The following is a 21,169-nucleotide window of genomic DNA, read 5'->3' as shown; positions in this document are numbered from 1 at the left end:
CCTTGGCCCGCCCCGCGATAGACCTCGACTACCTGAAGGCCCGCCTGGCCGACCTGCTGAACACGCCCAGCCCGACCGGCTATACGGACGAGGCCGTCTGGCTATTGTGCCGAGAACTCCAGAGGCTGGGCCTCGACTATGAAATGACCCGCCGCGGCGCCCTTCGCGCCCGCCTGCCGGGCCGTACGCCAAAACCGGCGCGCGCCATCGTCGCCCACGTCGACACCCTGGGCGCCCAGGTCAAACAGGTGAAGGAGAACGGCCGGCTGGAACTGGTCGCGATCGGTCACTGGTCGTCGCGATTCGCCGAGGGCGCGCGGGCCACGATCTTCTCCGAAGGCGGCGCCTATCGTGGCACCATCCTGCCGTTGAAGGCGTCCGGCCATACCTTCAACGAAGAGGTGGACACCCAGCCGGTAAACTGGGCCCAGGTCGAGCTGCGCATCGACGCCGTGACCCACGGTCGTGAAGACACCTTGGCCTTGGGCGTGGATGTCGGCGACATCGTCGCCATCGACCCGCAGCCCGAGTTCATCGATACTGGCTTCATCGTCTCACGCCATCTGGACGACAAGGCGGGCGTCGCTACCCTTTTGGCTGCGCTGGAATGCATGATCCGCGAAGATCGCAAACCGACGGTCGATACCTGGTGGCTGTTCACGATCGCCGAGGAGGTCGGGCTGGGAGCCTCGTCGGTGCTGATTCCGGATGTTGCCGCCATGGTGACGGTCGACAATGGCACGACCGCACCTGGTCAGAACTCTTCGGAGTTCGGCGTCACCATCGCCATGGCCGACCAGACAGGACCCTTCGACTGGCACCTGTCACGCAAACTGGTTCAACTGGCCCGCGACCACGACATCCCGCACCAGAAGGACGTCTTCCGATACTATCGCTCGGACTCGGCCTCGGCCCTGGAAGCCGGCGCCGACATCCGGACCGCCTTGGTCACCTTCGGCATCGACGCCAGCCACGGCTATGAACGCATCCACGAAAGCGCGCTGGAAGACCTGTCTCGCCTGCTGATCGCCTATGCCGAAAGCGATGTCGAAATCAGCCGTGATGCCAAGTCTTTGAGCGGAGCAAAAGGCTTCACCCACCAACCCGTGGGTGACGAGGGGGATTAGTGCTTAGGGGATCGCATTCGCTTAGCCGCCTAAACTCAGCCAATGCACGTCAGACTGAGGTAGCCTTCGAAAGGTCCCCCCTCTCTTGGCGCTGGGCCGCACTACAGCCGACCCAGATCCAGACCGATTGAGGCATTGTCCAGTGATCAACGGGGTTTTTGGTCGCGAGAATTTGGTGCGAATTCAGTCAGCGCTCGATCCGGTTGCAAGTGGTCCCGAAACCCATATCGAGGCACGCCTTGACAGATCAGTCGGTCGTGAACGTCATGGCCTATGGCGATCTCTCGACGGTCTGTGGCGCTTGTGACGCTAGTTGCGCTGGGTCAGGCGTCAGGCGCTGCGGCTCAGTCCGCGCGGGCGGATCGGCACAGCATCGATCAAGCCTATGCGATCGTGGATTTCCAGACGTCGCGCAGCGGTCGTGAAATCGCGCAAGCCCTGCAGCGTTATCTCGATCGCCTGCCGATGCAAGTGACCTATCGTCAGCTGAGCATGGCCGATGCGCCGCGGTCGCCCGGCCGCTTCACCCTGGTCGATCCGACAGCGCAGAGCGCCTTTGGTCTGCAAGCGCCGGCGACACGCGCGCCGGCCGGGTGGCTGAGCGCGCCGCGAACGGTGGTGTGCACGGGCGCGAGCTGGCGCGCCGAGGCGGTTCAGCGTCTGGAGGCGCGGATCGAGCAGCAATACACCCTGTGCCTGTTCCCCTATCGCGATGGGAGACGTCGGGGACATCAGTTGAACGTCTATGCCTCGACCCTGCTGGAAGGCGATCCGACGATACCCGTTCGACGCTCCAATGAAGTGGAAAGCCCGGCCGTCTTCATTCGCGCTGCGGTGGAGGCGGTCGAGCGGGTGACGGGGCGCAGGGGCGTCTGGATCGAAAACCGAACGGCCGAGCGGGATCGACCGTTCACCCAGGACAACGACGCCCTGTCCGCCCAGACGAACTAGGCGCAAACAACAACGGCCCCGATCGTCGATCGGGGCCGCCGCCGTCTTATCCTGCCGTTAGATCAGAACTTGACGCTGAACCGGCCATAGATGCGGTTGTCGCGATACTCGTCCTTGTAGAGCCCGGTATAGCCCAGCTCGATCGCGGTGCGTTCGGTCGCCTGTATGTTGAAGCCCAGGCCGCCCGAGATCACGTCGTCGCCAGGATTGGCTCCATCGATCAGGAAGCGCGGACCGTCGGCGAAGGCGGCGTCGAAGACCGGGCCGTCGCCGTTCAGGTCATGGGTGTAGGCCAGGTGGGTCACCGCCGACAGACGCGCACGCCCCTCGCCGCCCGCCAGCACGGTGCGTGTGCGGAAGCCGGCGGTCAGCAGATCGGCCTTTTGCTTCACATTGCCCGACAGAGCGGCGTCGCCGCCCGTCTCAGCGACATCGGCGTCGTATTCGACGTGGCTGTAGGCGGCGTAGGGCTCGAACATCGTGCCGCCGACGGCGCGGCTCCACGCCACCTCGCCATAGGCCTGCCAGACGTCGCCATCATAGTCGCCGACCAGGGCGTTGGTGAAGGCGTTCAGCTGCGCCGTACGATCCGTGCGAACATCGGCGCTGGCCCAGGATCCGCCGACGCGGATCTGGAAGTCGCCGACGCCGGCGCCGCCATAGACGCCGATCTGTTCGCTGGTGACCCGGCCAGTGGAGCGCAAACGCGGCGAGCGCAGTTCCGCGCGGGTTTCGCCCAGCGCCACGCCGACATGGACGTCGTTCGCCAACGCCTTTTCAGCCCCGACCAGATAGCCGGAGGCTTCGTTGCGGAAGCCCGCGAGGCCGTCATGCGCCGAGCCCTGGCCGTTGCCGAAGACGCCGCTGCCCCAGACCGACACGCCGTTGCCGACATAGGTGGCCGCGCCGCCCTGACTGCGTCCGCGCTCGGACATGGCGTCGCGGATGACGCGGGCATCCGAAACGGCCAAGCCGCCCAGGGTGGCGTGGACCTCACCCGTCAGGCCGCTGAGCGCGCCCTGAACCGCCGGCACGCTGGCGTCCAGCAGGGCGTTTTCCAGCGACAGATCGCGGTTGGTCCCGGTCGCGGTGTTGTTGATCATGACGTCCAGCGCGCCGCCGACCGACTGTTGATTGTCCGTCCGGCCCAGCGAAGCCACGGTCACGTCGTTGCGCCGCACCGTCAGGACCACGCCGTTGGTCGAATACGTCAGCACCGGAGCGAGGAAGGCCAGATCGCTCTGGGCGCCGCTGAACGTGCCCGTCACCGCGCCTGTCGAGTTGATGATGTTCATCCGCGTGCGCAGATTCCATTCACCATTGTCGGCCTTCAGGATGACCTGGCCGCCGTCGATCTTGGTCGTGCCGCCCACGTTCAGGCGAGAATAGGCCGCGCCGTTCACGCTGGAGCGAATCCACAGGAAGGAGCCCGGCTTGAAATTCAGGTTGCCGGCGACCGTCAGGGTTCCGAACGGATTGACGCCGTCGCCGGGCGACACCACGCCGCCGCTTTCCGCCGTCAGGTTCGCCAAGGTGCCCGTGCCGCCGATCATGCCGACGCCGCCGACGGTGGCGCTGGAGCGCAGCAGGCTGCCGTTGACGGTCAGCAGGCCGCCCTCGACCCGGGTCGGGCCGCTGTAGTCGTTGGCGCCCGTCAGGATCAGCTGACCGCCGCCCTTCTTGACCAGACCGCCGATGTCATTGCCGAAGTTGGCCTTGACCTCGGCCGAATAGCGGTCGCGCGCATCGCCGATGTTGTTGCTCCAGATATCGACCGTGCCCACGGCGACGGTCACGTCGCGGGTGTCGCGCAGCGCCGTCGGTCCGCGCAGGGCCACGTCCATCTGCGGCGCGCCCCAGCCCGAGCGCAGATCGACGCCCGGCGTATCCAGATCCTTGGAGCTGGAAACCAGAATGTCCGAGATCAGGGAGGTCGAATATTCGGGGAAGTTTTCCATCAGCAGGGCCGCAAAGCCCGAGATGTTCGGCGCCGCCATCGACGTGCCGGTGTAGGCTGCATAACCGCCGCCCGTGTATTTGATATACTGGTTCAGCACGCGCTGAAGCTCGTCATTGGCGTACTGCAAAACCGCGCCCGAGAAGGCCGGGGTCAACAGCGCCATGTTGTTGGTCGAGGTCAGGAGCCCTGCCAGAACGGAGGTGAAGCCATCCGGATCACCCAGCCGCGCCCCCGAAACCAAGGTGATGGCGGCCGCCTGACGTCCGACTTCGCGGCGCCATGCGTCTTCATTGTAGGTCGGGCCACCAGCGGCGCGAGCGGCCAAATAGGCGTTCAAAACGCCGATGAACTGGTTCATCGACGCGTTTTGCAGAGCGGTGACCGTGGTCGCCGAATACAGACCGGCGTAGTTGGCGCGCGGATAAAGGGCCAGGATGCCCGCCCTGTCCATCGTGTAAGCGGGCACCGACGAAACGACGGCCGAACCCGGTCCGGCGACGCACCAGGTCGCCGTCTGACCGCAGAAGCTGGTCGAGGGGTCGGCGGCGGTGAAGCTCGAATAGTTGGCGACCGACAGCCAGTTGGAGCGCAAGCGCGGATCGTTCAGCGGCGCAGCCGCATCAATCCCGGCGTGCACGCCAAAGCCGTTGCCGGCCGAGAAGACGACCAGGACGTCCTTGTCGAGCACCGGCTTGTAGAAATCGCCATAGTTGCGGTTGAACGACGCCAGCACGGTGGGCAGCGAGGCGTTAAACGGCAGGGAGTTGCCGCTGCCCCAGCTGTTGTTGATGATGCGCACCTGGCCGGTATTGGCCAGATCGACGATGTTCTGGTTCTGGGTGGCGACGATCTTTCCGTCGATGATCGCGTCCTTGTACCAAAGGAAGTCGCCAGCCGAGAAGTTGGCGGTGGCGGCGTAAAGCTTGGCGTTGAAGGCGTTGCCGAACATCGGCTGGCCCGTCACGCGATCGCCGGCGATGGTGCCGGACACGTGGGTGCCGTGACCTTCCCACTGGCGACGCGGATTGATCATGCCGTCGTTGCCATAGCCGGCGACCGCCTGGCTGCGCAGGCCCGTCACCTTGCCGGCCGATCCGAACAGCGGGTGGGCCATGTAGACGCCGGCGTCATTGACCCCGACGGTCTGTCCACGTCCGCTCAGGCCCATGGCGTAAGCGTGTTCCAAGCCCAGGAAGCCCTTTGAGTAATCGACGGAGAACTGGCTGTCCGCGCGCCAGGACGCGATGGCCGTCTGATAGTTCGTCGTGCGCGTGCCGTTGGCCATGTAGAAGCCGCCGGTCGGCGCCGTGGGAGCCGGAGTGGTCTGCGCCGCCGCCGTCGTGCCCACCATGATCGCGACGCCGGCCGCTGCGGCTAAAAGCCCGCCCTTGAAACTGAAACCCAAAACCTACCCCCTGCGGCCTGCGGCCGACGACTCTACTGCGCCCCCGCGACGCAACTCAGGCGCACAAATCGAAGGTGTTTTGCGTTGTCGTCAACCACATTTTCACCTTGAGACGTTTCGTCCCAATGGTTTTGTTTGGGATAAATCATGCGCTTGCGCTCAAGCTTGAGGCACGGATTGGATCCTGCCTCGCCCTCCTGAACACGGTTATCCCGCGCAGATGCGCACGCGGTCGTTGATCCAGCAGCCGTCGCTGAGGCGCACGGTCCCCAAGTGATCGCCGGCCTTATCGTCGTCGGGATCGGCGTTCCAGGTGGCGTCGGCTGTGCCGTCGGCCATGAGGACGACGACAGCGAAATGGGAGTTCTTCGGCTTGCCCTCGGACCAGGCGTTCATCGTGTAGCCGCCGTCGCCAAACGGATAGACCAGGCAGGGCTCGTCGAGCAGAACCTTGCCGTCGACCGAGAGATAGCAGGACTTGCGCGACGCCGCCGGCGTCGCGGATGTCAACGGCGAGGTGGCGGGGCTTGCGCCGGTCTTCGCCGGTTCCGGAGGCGGTGCTGTCGGCTCTGGCGCGGACGGCGCGGGGGTCTGCGTCGCGTCAGCCGGCCCGGGCGCGCCGGCGTCCTGACCGCAGGCCGCTGCGGCGGCCGACAGCATCAGGGCGGCGATCAGGCTGAGCGATCGTGAAAGGGTTGATGTCACGCGAGCCTCCGTCGTTGTCTCCCAGCGCCAACACGGGGGCGCATGGAAGCGTTCCCGGCGAAGCGGCGGCGAATGACGGCGCCCCTCCCCTTCGGCCGGCCGCTCGCCTATATCGCCAGCCTGTCCCGCTCCGGAGTTTTCCCATGGCCTATGTCGCCCGCAACGATCGTCCCGCCGACAAGGCGGCGCGCTATCTGGAGGTCGAGGCCGAAATCTTGGCGGTGCTGCACGGCGAGCAGAATGTAACGGCGCGAATGGCGACGGTGGCGTCAATGCTGGCCGATGCGTTCGAGCACTATTTCTGGACCGGCTTCTATGTCGTGGCGACGGACAAGGCGGACGAACTGGTGGTCGGGCCCTATCAAGGGACGCTGGGGTGCCTGCGCATCGCGTTCGGGCGCGGAGTGTGCGGCGCGGCGGCGGCGACGGGTCAAACGCAGTTGGTCGAGGACGTGCACGCCTTCCCTGGCCACATCGCCTGCGACAGCCGTTCGGCCAGCGAGATCGTGGTGCCCGTGCGCGACGCTTCGGGCGCCCTGATCGCGGTGTTCGACGTGGATGCGACGACGCCGGCCGCCTTCGATACGGACGATCAGGAGGCGCTAGAGCGGTTGATGGCGAAGGTGTTCGCCGACGCTTGATCGGGGCCGGTTGATCCGGCCGCAGCCGGCTCTATGGTCCCCGGCGACATGGAGGATCGGATGATGCAGCGGACAGTCGCAATTACGGGCGGGCACGGCGTCCTGGGCCGGGCGGTGCTGGAGGCGGCGCTAAAAGGCGGCTGGCAGGTCGCTGTCATCGACCATGCCTCGGGCCATGCCGTGCCCGACGGCGTGCTGGAAGTCGGCGGGGTCGATCTGACGGACGCCGGCCAGGCGCAGAAGGCCGTCGATGCCGTGATCGCCCGGTTAGGGCGGCTGGACGCCCTGCTGAACATCGCCGGCGGCTTCGTCTGGCAGACGACCGACGATGCGGAACCGGCCTGGGACCGGATGCATGCGCTGAACATCACGACCGCCGTAAACACCAGCCGCGCGGCGCTGGATGCGCTAAAGGCCTCGCCCGAGGGTCGGATCGTCAATGTCGGCTCGGCCGCCGCGTTGAAGGCCGGGGCCGGCATGGGGGCCTATGGGGCGGCCAAGGCCGGCGTCCACGCCCTGACCCAGGCACTGGCGGAGGAGTTGAAGACGACAAAGGTGACGGTCAACGCCGTCCTGCCGTCGATTATCGACACGCCGGCGAACCGCAAGGACATGCCCGACGCCGATCCGGCGACCTGGGTCGCGCCGGCCGATCTGGCGGCGGTGATTCTGTTCCTGGCCTCGCCTGAGAGCCGGGCCATGACCGGCGCCCTGATCCCCGTGACGGGCCGCGTCTGATGCGAAGCGACCGGGTCCGCAGCGTCCTTTATCTGCCCGCTTCCAACGTACGGGCGATCGAGAAGGCGCGGACGCTGGATTGCGATGTCGCCGTGCTGGACCTGGAAGACGCCGTGGCTCCCGAGGCCAAGGCTGACGCCCGCGAAGCCGCTGTCGCGGCGGTTCGCGGCGGTGGGTTCGGGCCGCGCCTGGGCGTTCGGATCAATGGGCTGGACACCGACTGGGGGCTGGGCGATCTGGCGGCAATGAAGGCGGCGGGGGCCACGCTGGTCGTAGCGCCCAAGGTGGAGACGCCCGAGGCCGTGCACGCCCTGTCCGCCGGCCTGGGCAAGGGTTGCGCCCTGTGGGCCATGATCGAGACGCCGCGCGCGCTGATGGCCCTGGCCGACATCGCCAAGTCGGATGGGGCGCTGGACGGGCTGATGCTGGGGGTCAACGACCTGGCCAAGGCGCTGGGGACCGGGGCGTCGCCGGATCGCGAGCCGTTCAAGCCTTGGCTGGCCCTGCTGGTCGCCGCCGCGCGGGCCAATGGCTTGCTGGCCATCGACGGGGTGTTCAACCGGATCGACGATGCCGAAGGCCTGGCGGCCGAGGCACTGCAGGGGCGACTGTACGGATTCGACGGCAAGAGCCTGATCCACCCGTCGCAGATCGCGGCCGCCAACGCCGCCTTCTCGCCGTCCGAAGCCGAGATCGCCGATGCGAGAGCGATCGTCGCCGCCTTCGACGCACCAGACGCCGAGGGGCGGGGCGCGATCCGCGTAAACGGGGCGATGGTCGAACGGCTGCATCTGGAGCAGGCGCGGGCGCTGCTGGCGCGGGTGGATGGGGCCTAGTCGCGTCGACGCAACCGCCGTAAAGCTCGCGTCGAACCTCAGCGGACACGCCTTGCCCCTACCCTCCGACACGCCTTCGACAATCCCGGCTTGGGTCTGCGCGCCCGGCGTCCTGAAGGTCCCGTTCCTCGACGTGTTTCTGTCCGACTACGACCTGCGTCGGTTGCCGAGCGACGATGTGCAGGCGGTGCTGGGCTGGGGGATGAAGCCGACAGCGGCGGCGGGGCGACGGTGGGCCGAGAAGAACGGGCGGCCCTATGTGGCGCTGGAGGACGGGTTTTTGCGTTCGGTCGGCATCGGCGAGGCGGGCGCGACGAGCCTCAGCCTGATCGTCGATGATCTGGGCGTCTATTATGATGCGACGCGGCCCAGTCGGCTGGAGCAACTGATCCAGAAGGCGGACGACTGGTCCGACGCGGCCATGATCGCGCGGGCGCGGGGGCTGATCGACCGGATCGTGGCTTCGGGCGTGTCCAAGACCAATATGGGCGGGCCGCTGGATCCGGGCCTGCTGAAGCCCGGTCGGCGTGTGCTGATCGTGGACCAGACGTTTGGAGACGCCTCCATCGCCTGTGGCCTCGCGACGGCTCAGAGCTTTGACGACATGATCGCCGCTGCCCGCCGCGACGAGCCGGAAGCCCAGCTGATCGTCAAACGCCATCCGGCGGTGGCGGCGGGCAAGAAACGCGGCTGCGTCACGGATCTGACGGGCGTCACCCTGGTGGACGCCGATGTGCGGCCGACCGACCTGCTGGCGGCGGTGGATGCGGTCTATTGCGTCACCTCGGCGCTGGGATTCGAGGCGCTGTTGCGCGGCCTGCCGGTCCGGTGCTTCGGTGCGCCCTTCTATTCCGGCTGGGGTCTGACGAAGGATGCGGTCCAGACGGGGCGGCGTGGCGCCGCGCGGTCGATCGAACAGGTCGCCGCCGCCGCCCTGATCGCCTACAGCCGCTATGTCGATCCGGTGATGGGCGAGCGATGCGAGGCCGAACAGGCGCTGGAGCGGTTGATCGCGCTGCGCGACCGGGCCGACCGGCTAGCGGGCTCTTGGTCGGCGGTGGGGTTTGCGCCCGCCAAGCGTCCGCCGGTGCGCCGCCTGCTGAACTCGCCCAAGGCGTCGATGCGCTATTTCATGTCGCCCTCGCGGGCCGCCGCCCATGCCAAGGCGAGCGACGGCCGGCTGATCTGGTGGGCGGGCAAGGAGAGCGAGGCGACGCGTCAGGCGGCGGCTGCATTTGACGGCCCGACCGTGCGGATGGAAGACGGCTTTATCCGTTCGCGGGGCCTGGGTTCCGATTTCGTCGGCGCCCTGTCGGTCGCCTTGGACGATCAGGGCGTTTATTACGATCCGTCGCGGCCTTCGCGGCTGGAAACCCTGATCGAAACCTCGGACCTGTCGCCGGTTCAGCTGGCGCGGGCCGCCGCCCTGCGGACGCGCGTGGTCGATGCCGGCCTGTCGAAATATAATCTGAGGGGTCAGGCGCCGACGGACTGGCCTGTTGATCGCGACATCCTGCTGGTCGTCGGTCAGGTCGAGAACGACAAGTCGATCCTGCTGGGCTGTGCGCCGGATCTGAACACCAACTCGGCCTTGGTGGAGGCGGCGCGGCGCGATCATCCGGACGCCTTTATGGTCTATCGCAATCACCCCGACGTGCTGGCGGGCAACCGGCCGGGGCGGCTGGACGCTGGGGCCATGGCCTCGGTCGATGCTGTGGGCGACGGGCTGGATATCGTGGACTGTCTGAACGCCTGTCGCCGGGTAGCGACCCTGACCTCCCTGACCGGGTTCGAGGCCCTGATGCGGGGCAAGGCGGTATCGGTCTATGGCCGGCCCTTCTATGCCGGATGGGGGCTGACCGACGACGGGCTGACGTTCGAGCGCCGCAGCCGCCGCGCCGGCGTCGATCACCTGGTCCACGCCGCCCTGATCGCCTATCCCCTCTATGTCACGCCCGAGGGCTGGCCCTGCGAGGCCGAGGATCTGGTGAACCGGCTGATCGCCGCGCGCGACCAGCCAACGCCCAAGGCGCCGCGCGGCCAGGTGCAGCGCTGGGCCGCCGGCATCATCGCCAGTCTCGACCGCAAGCCGCCGCCGTCCTATTGACGCGTTCTGATAGGAAACGGACTGTCCTCAAGCAGCAAGGTCCCGCGGGCCGAGCGATAGGAACACACTCCTCAAGCAGCGAGACGCCGCGCGTCGAGCGATAGGAACAAAAAAGTGTCGAATGCAGTGATCGCCGCCACCGGCCTCTTCACCCCCGAACAGTCGGTCTCGAACGCCGAACTGGTCGACAGCTACAACGCCTGGGCCGACGGCTGGAACGCCCGCCACGCCGCCCAGATCGAGGCCGGCGAGCTGGAGGCCAAGTCGCACTCCTCGCCCGAGTTCATCGAGAAGGCGTCGGGCATCAAGAGCCGGTTCGTGCTGGACAAGGCCGGGATCATCGACCCCGAGCGGATGGCGCCGAACCTGGCCGAACGCTCCAATGACGAAATCTCGATCCTGGCCGAGATGGCGGTCAAGGCGGCGCGTCAGGCGATCGAGGCGTGGGGCAAGCCGGTTTCGGAAATCGGCGCCGTCCTGTGCGCCGCGTCGAACATGCAGCGCGCCTATCCGGCCATGGCTATCGAAGTGCAGCAGGCGCTGGGCATCGAGGGCTTCGCCTTCGACATGAATGTAGCGTGCAGCTCGGCGACCTTCGGCATCAAGACGGCGGCGGACTTCATCGCCGGCGGCTCGGTCAAGGCCGTACTGATGGTCAATCCGGAGGTCTGTTCGGCCCACCTGAACTTCACCGATCGCGACAGCCATTTCATCTTCGGCGATGTGGCGACGGCGGTGATCGTGGAGTCGTCGGATACGGCGGGACCGGGCGGCTGGGACGTGCTGGGCACGCGGCTGAAGACAACCTTCTCCAACAATATCCGCAACAACTTCGGCTTTCTGAACCGCAATGCGCGCGACACCGCGCATCTGGACAGCCCCGAGGCCGACGACAGCATCCAGAACGACAAGCTGTTCATCCAGCAGGGCCGCAAGGTCTTCCGCGACGTGGTGCCGATGGTGTCGGACATGATCGTGGATCACGCCAGCGAACTGGGCCTGGATCCGCACGAGCTAAAGCGCCTTTGGCTGCACCAGGCCAACATCAACATGAACACGATGATCGGCAAGAAGGTGCTGGGTCGCGAGCCGTCGGCCGATGAGAACGTCATCATCCTGGACGAATACGCCAACACCTCCTCGGCCGGGTCGATCATCGCCTTCCACCTGCACAACGACGGATTCGAGGCGGGCGATACGGGGCTGATCTGCAGCTTCGGCGCCGGCTATTCGGCCGGGACGGTCTTTGTCAGGAAGCGCGCCGCCTGAAGCCCTAAAGCCGGGGCAGGAACAGGACGAAGTCCAGGCTCCACAGCCCCGGTCCATTGGCGATCAGCCAGATCAGGATGACCATCAGCAGGGTCTCCGGCAGGTCGAAATAGCTGGAGAGGCGATAGCCGAGGCTGGTCCCCTCCACCGACTTTGACGCCACCGTCACCAGGGCGACCAGGCTGATGATCAGCAGCACCAGGGCCGCCAAGCTGGTGAACAGGCCCATGATCAGCAGGGCGCCGAAGGCGAACTCGCACACAGAAACAAACTTCGCGGTCTGGCGCGGCGCGGCGATGCCGGCCTCGACCATCGTCTTGCTCATCTTCTCGGCCTGGGCCGGGGTGAACAGTTTGTAGAAGCCGGACAGGAAGAACATTCCCCCGACCACGACCCGTGCGATCAAGGGTGCGATGTCGATCAGGGCCGGAACGCCCAGGCCGAGGCCGCGATAAAGGTCGATCATGGGCGAAGGCTCCGCTTGGAATGGCGAAGCCTTCAATGCCTTACGGGCGCGTCGGTTGCTGGGCCCCGTCGCGTGGCGGATGTGTCGCCTTCCATTCCATGGCGCGGCGGATGCGGTTCTCCACGCTGGGGTGATCGTAGAACAGGAACTCCTCGATCGCCGACGGCGATGGCGCGCGGTATTCAGCGGTCTTGATCAGGGCCTTGGACAGACCGTCCGGTTCATTGGCGTGAACCAACGAGAAGTGGTCGGCGTCCTCCTCCATCGTGCGGGTCATGGTAGCGAAGACCGGGGTGCCCAGCACGCCCAGGAAAGCCAGCACCAAGGCCAGGACCGGCAGGCCCGCAGGGTCGGAGATGTCGCCGACGCGATCCGCCCTCAGCACACGATGCGCCACCGGATACAGCCGGTCGGTCAGCCAGAAGGCCAGCACCGACAGGAGGACCAGAATGCCGACGGTCCAGAGAATGTGCGCCCGGACATAATGGCCCATCTCGTGGCCGACCACGCCGCGCACCTCGGCAAGATCCGCGCCCTGTTTGAACATGGTGTCGCTCATCGCCACCCGCGCCGTACCGAACAGGCCCGAGACATTGGCGGTGTAGCGGTCGGACTGTTTGGAGCCGTTGTAGATGAAGATCTTGTCCGACGGCGTGCCCGTCTGTTTGGCCAGGGTCACGACGGCGTCGCGCACCGGCCCGTTCGGCGCGGGCGTATAGGTGTTGAAGATCGGCTCGATCACCAGGGGCGCGAGCACCAGGCCGATGACGATGAAGGCCGCCGTCACGCCGGCCGCCCAGGCCCACCAGAACCGACGCGCGCGCCGGATCAGGGCATAGATCGCCACGAGCAGCAGCGAGGTCGCCACGACCGATATGGCTGCGCCGATCACAGCCTCGCCCAGCCAGCCGCCCAGGGCCTGGCTGGTCAGTCCATACTGTTTCTCTCGCCACCAGCCCTGATAGATCGCCCACGGCAGGGTCAGCGCCCAACTCATGGCCGAATAGACCAGGGCGACGACGAAACTGGCCAGGATCGGCCGACGACGGCGACGTTCGATCCGGCTGCGGATCGCGACCAGCAGGCCGGTGCGCACGATGATCCAGGCGACCAGGGCCGAGACCAGGAAGCTCCACAGGATCAGCCAATGCGAGCCGTGGGTATAGGCGATCGCGCGGGCCGTTTCCTGGGGCGACAAGGTCGCCAGCCATTGGGCCGTCGCGGCCGCCGGATCGAAATTCGTCATGGTTTTCTCCCTTGAGAGAACCAAACCGCGCGACCCGCGTTATGTCAGGTTAATTCGCATCCATGATGATTCTCGCCCGGCCACGCTTGAATCTTTCACGACTTTTTGTCACGCATTCTCCTGTCGAGAACAGGGGATGTCCCAGATGGCTCACAAGACGCCCAAGCAGGTCCTGGAAAGCTTGGCTCATGATATCGCCACCGTGTTGAAGAGCATGGGTGGCTCGGCGCATCAGAACATGGTGGTCGATTGCGTGGCGGCGATGAAGCGCCAGCGCGGCGAGGCGGTCAACCCGCCCGATCTTCGACAAAAGATCATCGAGACCTTTGAATACTATCGCGACTGGTTCGTTCGCCCGTTCGGCGAAGGCTCGCAGCGTTGGGCCCTGGCCGGCGACTTCGGCTGATTTGAATGTCCTGAACGAAAAAGGCGCGCTCCCTGCGGAGCGCGCCTTCGTCGTTAGGACTGATCGATCAGATCAGAAGCGACGGATGTAGCTGACCGAATAGGCGTCGGCTTCACCACCGTTGTCGCGGTAGTCGCGACGGGTCCAGTCGGCGCGGACGCCGTTGACGCCGTCCAGGTAGTAGTTGGCGCCCGCGCCGTAGTTCCAGCTGTCGCCGCCCACGTCGGTGTTGGCGCCCGGGAACTTCTGCTTCAGCTCGGTGTGGCCGTAGCCGCCGCGTGCGAACAGTTCCAGCTTGTCAGAGACCGGCACCTTGCCGACCACGTAACCGGCGGCGTCCCACTCATGTTTGATCTCGCCATCGACGCCCGCGACGGTGAAGTCGTCATGCTTCACGCCGACCGAGGCTTCGGTTTCCACAGCGATGTAACGGTTGAGGTTGACGCCAAGACGACCGGTGACAGCGCCCGTCGTTGCATTGTCGTCTTCAAGATGAGTGTAGCCCAGCGAGCCGTAACCGCGCGGCTCGGGATTGGTTTGAGCAAATGCCGGAGCGGCGATTGCGGAAACGGCGACAGCAGCGAGAAGAATGTGACGCATTGTTTCTTATTAACTCCTAGATGTGATGAACAGACCGATCATCAGCCCCATCCAGCGAGTGCTTAAATAGGTCACGGCGTCATCTGTTCCAGAGGCGCGAAAACACGACGAATGCCTGTGGACGCCGGGACACATACAACGTTCCGTCAAGATCGGCGACTTTGTGGCGCCGCAGCAAAAAGGGCGGCCTCGACAGAGACCGCCCTTCTTCGGTTCGTCTTGCTAAGAAGGCCTAGCGGTCCTTCTCGCGCTCCACGTTCAGCGCGGCCTGGGCCGCCGCCAGACGGGCGATCGGCACGCGGTAGGGCGAGCAGGAGACGTAATCCAGCCCTGCCTGTTCGCAGAAGGCGATCGACGACGGGTCGCCGCCATGTTCGCCGCAGATGCCCAGCTTGACCTCGGGCCGGACCTCGCGCCCGCGCTCGGCGGCGATCTCGATCAGGCCGCCGACGCCGTCCTGGTCCAGCCGTACGAAGGGATCGGTCTCGAAGATGCCCTTGTCCAGATAGGCCTGCAGGAACCGGCCGGAATCGTCGCGCGAAATGCCGAACGTCGTCTGGGTCAGGTCGTTGGTGCCGAAGCTGAAGAACTGGGCGTATTCGGCCAGGTCGCCCGCACGGATGGCGGCGCGCGGCAGTTCGATCATCGTGCCGACCAGATAGTCGATGCTCTGGCCCGTCTCCTCGAACACGGCCTTGGCCGTGCGGTCGGTCAGCTCGCGCAGATATTTCATCTCCAGGCCCAGGGCGACCAGCGGGTGCATGATCTCCGGCAGGGGCGCGGCGCCCGACTTCTGCTTGACCTCCAGCGCCGCTTCGATGATGGCGCGGACCTGCATCTCGTAGATTTCGGGATAGGCGACGCCCAGGCGGCAGCCGCGATGGCCCAGCATGGGGTTGGTCTCGTGAAGTTCCTTTGCGCGACGCTTCAGCTTCTCGGCGTCGATGCCGGACGAGGCGGCCAGGGCGTCGATGTCTTCCTCGGTGTGGGGAATGAACTCGTGCAGCGGCGGGTCCAGCAGGCGCACCGTCACCGGAAGGCCGGCCATGATCTCGAACAGTTCGACGAAGTCCGACTTCTGGAACGGCGCGATCTTGGCCAGAGCCGCGCGACGGCCCTTCTCGTCGTCGGCCAGGATCATCTCGCGCACGGCGGCGATCCGGGTGTCGTCGAAGAACATGTGCTCGGTGCGGCACAGGCCGATGCCCTCGGCGCCGAAGCCACGCGCGGTCTTGGCGTCCAGCGGGGTCTCGGCGTTGGCGCGGACCTTCAGGCGGCGCACCTTGTCGGCCCAGCCCATCAGGGTCTGGAAGTCGCCGGTCAGTTCGGGCTCGATCATGGGCACGGCGCCGTCCAGCACCTCGCCCTTGGAGCCGTCAATGGTGATGACCTCGCCGGCCTTGAAGGTGCGGCCGCGCGCGGTGAACACGCCCTTGGCCTCGTCGATGTGGATCTCGCCAGCGCCCGAGACGCAGGCCCGGCCCATGCCGCGCGCCACGACGGCGGCGTGGCTGGTCATGCCGCCGCGGGCGGTGACGATGCCGCGCGCCGCATGCATGCCGTGAATATCTTCGGGACTGGTCTCTTCGCGCACCAGGATGACCGCTTCGCCCAGACCCGACATGCGCTCGGCCTCGTCGGCGTCGAAGACGATCTTGCCGGTCGCGGCGCCGGGCGAGGCCGGCAGGCCGGCGGCGACCACGGTGCGCGCCGCATTGGGGTCCAGCGTCGGGTGCAGCAGCTGGTCCAACGCCGACGGCTCGACCCGGCTGATGGCCTCTTCCTGAGAGATCACGCCCTCGGCGGCGAGGTCCACGGCGACCTTCAGCGCCGACTTGGCGGTGCGCTTGCCGTTGCGGGTCTGTAGCATCCATAGACGGCCCTGTTCGACCGTGAACTCGATGTCCTGCATGTCGCGGTAGTGGCTTTCCAGCTTGCCGACGACATCGACGAACTGGGCGAACACCTCGGGCATGGCCTCTTCCATCGAGGGGGCGGTCTCGCCCATCTCCTCGCGGCCGATCTTGGTCAGGGACTGCGGCGTGCGGATGCCGGCGACCACGTCTTCGCCCTGGGCGTTGATCAGGAACTCGCCGTACAGGCGCGCCTCGCCGGTCGAGGGGTTGCGGGTGAAGGCCACGCCGGTCGCCGACGTCTCGCCCATATTGCCGAACACCATCGACTGGACGTTGACCGCCGTGCCCCAGCTTTCGGGAATGTCGTGCATGCGGCGATAGAATTTCGCCCGGTCGTTCATCCAGCTTTCGAACACGGCGCCCACGGCGCCCCACAGCTGGTCCTTGGGATCCTGCGGGAAGGCGTGACCCAGTTCGCGCTCGACCACGGCCTTGTAGTCGGCGACCACCTTCTCCCAGTCGGCGGCGGTCAGGTCGGTGTCGACCGTGACGCCCAGGCGATCCTTGTGCTGGTCCAGCACTTCTTCAAAGTCGTCGTGGCTCAGGCCCAGCACGACGTTGGAATACATGGTGATGAAGCGGCGATAGCTGTCGAAGGCGAAGCGACGGTCGCCCGACAGCTTGGCCAAGCCCTCGACCGTCTGGTCGTTCAGGCCCAGGTTCAGCACCGTGTCCATCATGCCCGGCATGGACGCGCGCGCGCCGGACCGCACCGACACCAGCAACGGGTTTTCGACATCGCCGAAGGTCTTGCCGACCACGCCCTCGACCTTGGCCAGGGCGGCCTGGACCTGGGCGTCCAGATCGGCCGGATAGGTCTCGTTGTTAGCGTAATAGTGGGTGCAGACCTCGGTGGTGACGGTGAAGCCCGGGGGAACCGGCAGACCCAGCGACGACATTTCCGCCAGATTGGCGCCCTTGCCGCCGAGAAGGTTCTTCATCGACGCGTCGCCGTCGGCGGAGCCTCCGCCGAAGCCGTACACCCACTGAGTCATCATGCAGTCCCTGAGCTTTTCGGATCGTCCGGCGGGTTGGCCCCGCTCGCACATGCAGCATGATCTAGCGCGTGAGAGCGGCCTTGACCATTGCGGATGTAACAATGCGTGAGGGGGTGGGCGGTTTCCTAGCAACGTGCGCGCACAACCTTGACGTCATCGTCTCCTCCCCATGAAATGGGGAGGGGGACCGCGAAGCGGTGGAGGGGTTCTTGACGCACGAAGGCACCGTCTCGCGCGCCCGCATCCTGCGCCGCGCCCTGACCCCGCCCGAAGCCCGACTTTGGGTCCATTTGCGCCGCCGGGCGCTGGGTGGGCTGAAATTCCGCCGTCAGCATCCGGCGGGCGTCTATGTGCTCGACTTCTATTGCGCCGAGGCGATGCTGGCCGTCGAGGTCGACGGCGAAAGCCATGAAGGCCGAGGCGAACACGACGCCCGGCGCACACGCTGGCTTGCGATCCAGGGCATTGCCGTCATCCGCGTCTCCGCCGAACAGGTGCGGGTGGACCTGGGTGAAGTGCTCGATTTCATCGCCGACAGGGCGAGAGACCGAATCCGAGGCTAAGAGCCCCTCCACCGCTACGCGGTCCCCCTCCCCACAGGTGGGGAGGAGACGATGCGGCGAAGTCCCGTCTCCTCCCCATTCCATGGGGAGGTGGCTCGGAGCGCAGCGGAGAGACGGAGGGGTTCTGCCCTACCCCGCGATCTGGCCGAAGTCGGCGACCTGGCCCATCACGTCGCGGACTTGGCCCAGCAGTTTCAGCCGGTTCTCGCGTTCGGCGGGGACGTCGGAATTGACCAGAACGTCGTCGAAGAAGCGGTCCACGGGCGCGCGCAGGCGCGCCAGGGCCGTCATGGCGGCGGCGAAGTCCTCGGTCTCCAGCGCGGCCTCGACGGCGGTGCGGGCGGCGCCGACGGCGAAGGCCAGGGTGGTCTCGGCCTCGGGCTGGTTCGGCAGGCCGGTCTGGACCATGCCGGTCGGGATAGGCCCCTTCTTCTCCTCGGCGCGGAGGATGTTGGAGGCGCGCTTGTAGCCGGCCAGCAGATTGGCGCCGTCGTCCGTAGCGAGGAAGGCGGCCAGCGCCTCCACCCGCCGCACGATGCGAACGAGATCGTCATCGCCCAGGGCGAAGACGGCGGCGACGAGATCGTGGCGCTGGCCCTGGTCCCGCAGCAGGACCGTCAGGCGGTCCGCGAAGAAGGCAGACAACTCAGCCGGACGGAAATCGGCAACAGACTTTAGGCCGTCTTCAGGAGTGGCAATGAAACCGGCCAGTTCGGCTTCTTGCCCGTTGAACATCACTTTCTTCGGAGCGGTCGCAATTTGTTGAGCCGCATAACGCTGCGCCGCTTGCTCGAATCCAAGTCCTGCTTGGAATAAAGCAATCTCCCGGACAGGCAGACGAGCACCATTTTCTATCAACAGCCGGATCACGCCCAGCGCCGCTCTGCGCAGGGCGAACGGGTCCTTCGACCCCGTGGGCTTCTCGTCGATGGCGAAGAAGCCAACCAGGGTGTCCAGCTTGTCGGCCAGGGCGACGGCGACCGTGACGGGCGCGGTCGGGACCGTGTCGGCGGGGCCTTGGGGCTTGTAGTGGTCGCGCACGGCGTCGGCGATGGCGTCGGAATGGCCGGCGAGACGGGCGTAGTAGCCGCCCATGATCCCCTGCAGTTCCGGGAACTCGCTGACCATGCCTGACAACAGGTCGGCCTTTGACAGGCGGGCGGCGGTTTCGGCCTCGTCGGGGTCGGCGCCGACCAGCGGCGCGATTTCGCGGGCCAGGGCGGCGATGCGCTCGACGCGCTCGGCCAATGTGCCCAGTTTGGCGTGGAAGGTGACGCCGGACAGTTTGGCGTTCCAGGCGTCGAAGCCGACCTTCTGATCCTCGTCCCAGAAGAAGCGGGCGTCGTTCAGGCGGGCGGACAAGACGCGGCTGTTGCCGGCGGCCAGGGCCTTGCCGCCGTCGGTCGCCTCGACATTGGCGACGACCAAGAAGTTGGGAGCCAGGCCATCCTTGGACGGATCGCGGACGGCGAAATACTTCTGGTGGACCTTCATCGACAGGCGAACGACCTCCGGCGGCAGGGCCAGAAACTGCGGGTCCATGTCGCCCAGGATCGGGGTCGGCCATTCCGCCAGACCCGCCACCTCGTCCAGCAGACCGTCGTCATCGACCAAGGCGAGGCCGCGCGCGGCGCAGGCGGCCTTGGCCTGTTCCAAAATGCGTAGCTTGCGATCGGCGACGTCCAGCAGGACGAAGTTCTTTTCCAGTTGGGTGCGGTAATCGACGAAGTCGCTGACGCGAAGCAGCTCGCCCGAACCCAGGAAGCGGTGCCCCTCGGTGATCGCGTCGCTCTGAATCCCGTCGATCTCGAACGGAACCACCTGGCCGTCGAACAGGCACAGGATGCGCTTGATCGGACGCACCCAGCGCAGGGTGCCGGACCCCCAGCGCATCGACTTGGGCCAGGGGAAGGTGCGGATGACCTGATCGACCGTCTCGGCGACCAGGTCTGTCGTGGCGCGGCCCTTGGACGACAGGACGGCGAACAGGACGCCGTCGCGCTCGGTCAGTTGATCGCGGGTCAGGCCGGTCTTGCGCAGGAAGCCTTCCAGCGCCTGTTCCGGGGCCGAGGCGCGCGGGCCCTTGACCTCTTCCTCGCGGTCCGGCGTGGCCGTGGGCAAGCCGTCGATGACCAGCGTCAGGCGGCGCGGACCGGCATAGGTCGTCAGCGCCTCCCACGTCAGGCCGGCGGCCTTGAGACGGTCGGAGACCATCCGCTCCAGGTCGCGCGCGGCGCCCTGCTGCATCCGGGCGGGGATTTCTTCGGAGAAGACTTCGAGGAGAAGTTGGGGCATCAGGCGGTTTTCCGCTCTTGTTCGACGTAGGCGAGGGCGCAGGCTTTGCAGAGTTCGCGGATGCGGCCGATGTAGCTCTGGCGTTCGGCGACGGCGATGGCGCCGCGGGCGTCCATCAGGTTGAACAGGTGGCTGGCCTTCAGCACTTGGTCATAGGCGGGCAGGACCAGGGGCTGGCCCTGCGGTCCGGTCATGGCCAGAAGGCGCGAGACCTCGGACACCATGTCCTCGAACCGGCGCTTCAGGCCGTCCACGTCATAACCGTGGAAGTTGGCTTCCGACTGTTGCCGCTCGTTCTCCAGGAAGACCTCGCCATAGGTCAGGCCCTCCTTGGTGAACTTCAGATCGTAGACGTTGTCCACGCCCTGCACATACATGGCCAGACGCTCTAGCCCGTAGGTCAGTTCGCCCGAAACCACATCGACCTCGATGCCGCCGACGCCCTGGAAATAGGTGAACTGCGTCACTTCCATCCCGTCGCACCAGACCTCCCAGCCCAGACCCCAGGCGCCGACGGTGGGGTTTTCCCAGTCGTCCTCGACGAAACGGATGTCGTGCAGTTTCGGATCGATGCCGATGGCTGCCAGCGACCCCAGATACAGCTCCTGAAGGTTGTCCGGGTTCGGCTTCAGGATGACCTGGTATTGGTAATAGTGTTGGAGGCGATTGGGGTTTTCACCATAGCGGCCGTCGCCGGGGCGGCGGCTGGGCTGAACGTAGGCGGCCTTCCACGGCTTGGAGCCGAGCGCGCGCAGGACGGTGGCGGGGTGCAGCGTGCCAGCCCCGACCTCGATGTCATAGGGCTGCAGAATGGCGCAGCCCTGCTCGCCCCAATAACGGTGGAGAGTCAGGATCAGGTCCTGAAACGCGAGCGGCTCGGTCGAGGTGGTCAAATCGGGCTCTTGGGGAGGGGCTGCAAAAAAGACGGCGGACCATAGGG

17 protein-coding genes are annotated in these 21,169 nt (G+C 66.2%); 9 read left to right on the top strand and 8 right to left on the bottom strand.

The window, feature by feature from the left end; genetic code table 11:
- Positions 1 to 2: 2 nt before the first annotated feature.
- Positions 3 to 1,127: an osmoprotectant NAGGN system M42 family peptidase gene (locus A4249_RS01045; RefSeq protein ID WP_066550086.1), complete on the top strand. Its 1,125-nt coding sequence runs from the start codon at positions 3 to 5 to the stop codon at positions 1,125 to 1,127.
- A gap of 273 nt (positions 1,128 to 1,400) precedes the next feature.
- Positions 1,401 to 2,078: a hypothetical protein gene (locus A4249_RS01040; RefSeq protein ID WP_156494573.1), complete on the top strand. Its 678-nt coding sequence runs from the start codon at positions 1,401 to 1,403 to the stop codon at positions 2,076 to 2,078.
- Positions 2,079 to 2,140: 62 nt separating this feature from the next.
- On the opposite strand, the gene A4249_RS01035 is transcribed toward A4249_RS01040, so the two are convergent.
- Positions 2,141 to 5,389 carry a S8 family serine peptidase gene (locus tag A4249_RS01035; RefSeq protein ID WP_231868745.1) on the bottom strand — a complete coding sequence of 1,083 codons (3,249 nt, stop codon included), beginning with the start codon at positions 5,387 to 5,389 and terminating at the stop codon, positions 2,141 to 2,143.
- Positions 5,390 to 5,650: 261 nt separating this feature from the next.
- On the bottom strand, positions 5,651 to 6,148 hold the full coding sequence (locus A4249_RS01030) for a hypothetical protein (protein ID WP_156494571.1): 498 nt from the start codon (positions 6,146 to 6,148) through the stop codon (positions 5,651 to 5,653).
- A 143-nt stretch (positions 6,149 to 6,291) separates the two neighbouring features.
- Here A4249_RS01030 and A4249_RS01025 point away from each other — a divergent pair, with 143 nt between their 5' ends.
- The 5 genes from A4249_RS01025 (at position 6,292) to A4249_RS01005 (ending at position 11,739) form a co-directional block, all read left to right on the top strand.
- A complete protein-coding gene (locus A4249_RS01025; RefSeq protein ID WP_066550075.1) occupies positions 6,292 to 6,789 on the top strand; it encodes a GAF domain-containing protein in 498 nt (165 codons plus the stop codon).
- Positions 6,790 to 6,849: 60 nt separating this feature from the next.
- Positions 6,850 to 7,527: an SDR family NAD(P)-dependent oxidoreductase gene (locus A4249_RS01020; protein WP_066554615.1), complete on the top strand. Its 678-nt coding sequence runs from the start codon at positions 6,850 to 6,852 to the stop codon at positions 7,525 to 7,527.
- Positions 7,527 to 8,363, top strand: a complete 837-nt coding sequence (locus tag A4249_RS01015; protein WP_066550072.1) for an HpcH/HpaI aldolase/citrate lyase family protein — start codon at positions 7,527 to 7,529, stop codon at positions 8,361 to 8,363. Before A4249_RS01020 ends, A4249_RS01015 begins: the two co-directional genes overlap by 1 nt.
- A 52-nt stretch (positions 8,364 to 8,415) precedes the next feature.
- A complete protein-coding gene (locus tag A4249_RS01010; RefSeq protein ID WP_231868744.1) occupies positions 8,416 to 10,470 on the top strand; it encodes a capsular polysaccharide biosynthesis protein in 2,055 nt (684 codons plus the stop codon).
- Positions 10,471 to 10,584: 114 nt separating this feature from the next.
- Positions 10,585 to 11,739 (top strand): beta-ketoacyl-ACP synthase III, encoded by a 1,155-nt coding sequence (locus tag A4249_RS01005; RefSeq protein WP_066550069.1) that lies wholly within the window; start codon positions 10,585 to 10,587, stop codon positions 11,737 to 11,739.
- A 4-nt stretch (positions 11,740 to 11,743) separates the two neighbouring features.
- Here the strand turns inward: A4249_RS01005 and A4249_RS01000 are convergent, their stop codons facing one another.
- Positions 11,744 to 12,205 carry a DoxX family protein gene (locus tag A4249_RS01000; protein ID WP_066550066.1) on the bottom strand — a complete coding sequence of 154 codons (462 nt, stop codon included), beginning with the start codon at positions 12,203 to 12,205 and terminating at the stop codon, positions 11,744 to 11,746.
- A 40-nt stretch (positions 12,206 to 12,245) separates the two neighbouring features.
- Entirely contained in the window at positions 12,246 to 13,451 is a 1,206-nt protein-coding gene (locus A4249_RS00995; RefSeq protein WP_066550064.1) for a M48 family metallopeptidase, read from the bottom strand.
- 145 nt (positions 13,452 to 13,596) lie between these two features.
- Here A4249_RS00995 and A4249_RS00990 point away from each other — a divergent pair, with 145 nt between their 5' ends.
- Positions 13,597 to 13,857, top strand: a complete 261-nt coding sequence (locus A4249_RS00990) for a hypothetical protein (protein WP_105625219.1) — start codon at positions 13,597 to 13,599, stop codon at positions 13,855 to 13,857.
- A gap of 72 nt (positions 13,858 to 13,929) precedes the next feature.
- Here A4249_RS00990 and A4249_RS00985 read toward each other — a convergent pair whose 3' ends face one another.
- A complete protein-coding gene (locus A4249_RS00985; protein ID WP_066550058.1) occupies positions 13,930 to 14,457 on the bottom strand; it encodes a porin family protein in 528 nt (175 codons plus the stop codon).
- 232 nt (positions 14,458 to 14,689) lie between these two features.
- Positions 14,690 to 17,371, bottom strand: coding sequence for a pyruvate, phosphate dikinase (gene ppdK / locus A4249_RS00980; protein ID WP_156494569.1), 2,682 nt, complete (start codon positions 17,369 to 17,371; stop codon positions 14,690 to 14,692).
- Between the two features lie 209 nt (positions 17,372 to 17,580).
- On the opposite strand from ppdK, the gene A4249_RS00975 reads away from it, so the two are divergent.
- Positions 17,581 to 17,934 (top strand): endonuclease domain-containing protein, encoded by a 354-nt coding sequence (locus A4249_RS00975; RefSeq protein WP_066554596.1) that lies wholly within the window; start codon positions 17,581 to 17,583, stop codon positions 17,932 to 17,934.
- 129 nt (positions 17,935 to 18,063) lie between these two features.
- Here A4249_RS00975 and glyS read toward each other — a convergent pair whose 3' ends face one another.
- Positions 18,064 to 20,229 (bottom strand): glycine--tRNA ligase subunit beta, encoded by a 2,166-nt coding sequence (glyS, locus tag A4249_RS00970; protein ID WP_066550055.1) that lies wholly within the window; start codon positions 20,227 to 20,229, stop codon positions 18,064 to 18,066.
- Positions 20,229 to 21,122, bottom strand: coding sequence for a glycine--tRNA ligase subunit alpha (locus A4249_RS00965; protein ID WP_066550052.1), 894 nt, complete (start codon positions 21,120 to 21,122; stop codon positions 20,229 to 20,231). Before A4249_RS00965 ends, glyS begins: the two co-directional genes overlap by 1 nt.
- Between the last annotated feature and the right edge of the window lie 47 nt (positions 21,123 to 21,169).

The organism is Brevundimonas sp. GW460-12-10-14-LB2 (assembly GCF_001636925.1).
Taxonomy (GTDB): domain Bacteria; phylum Pseudomonadota; class Alphaproteobacteria; order Caulobacterales; family Caulobacteraceae; genus Brevundimonas; species Brevundimonas vesicularis.
The sequence above is the reverse complement of the archived record's forward strand: the minus strand, read 5'-3'. Positions and strand labels throughout refer to the sequence as shown.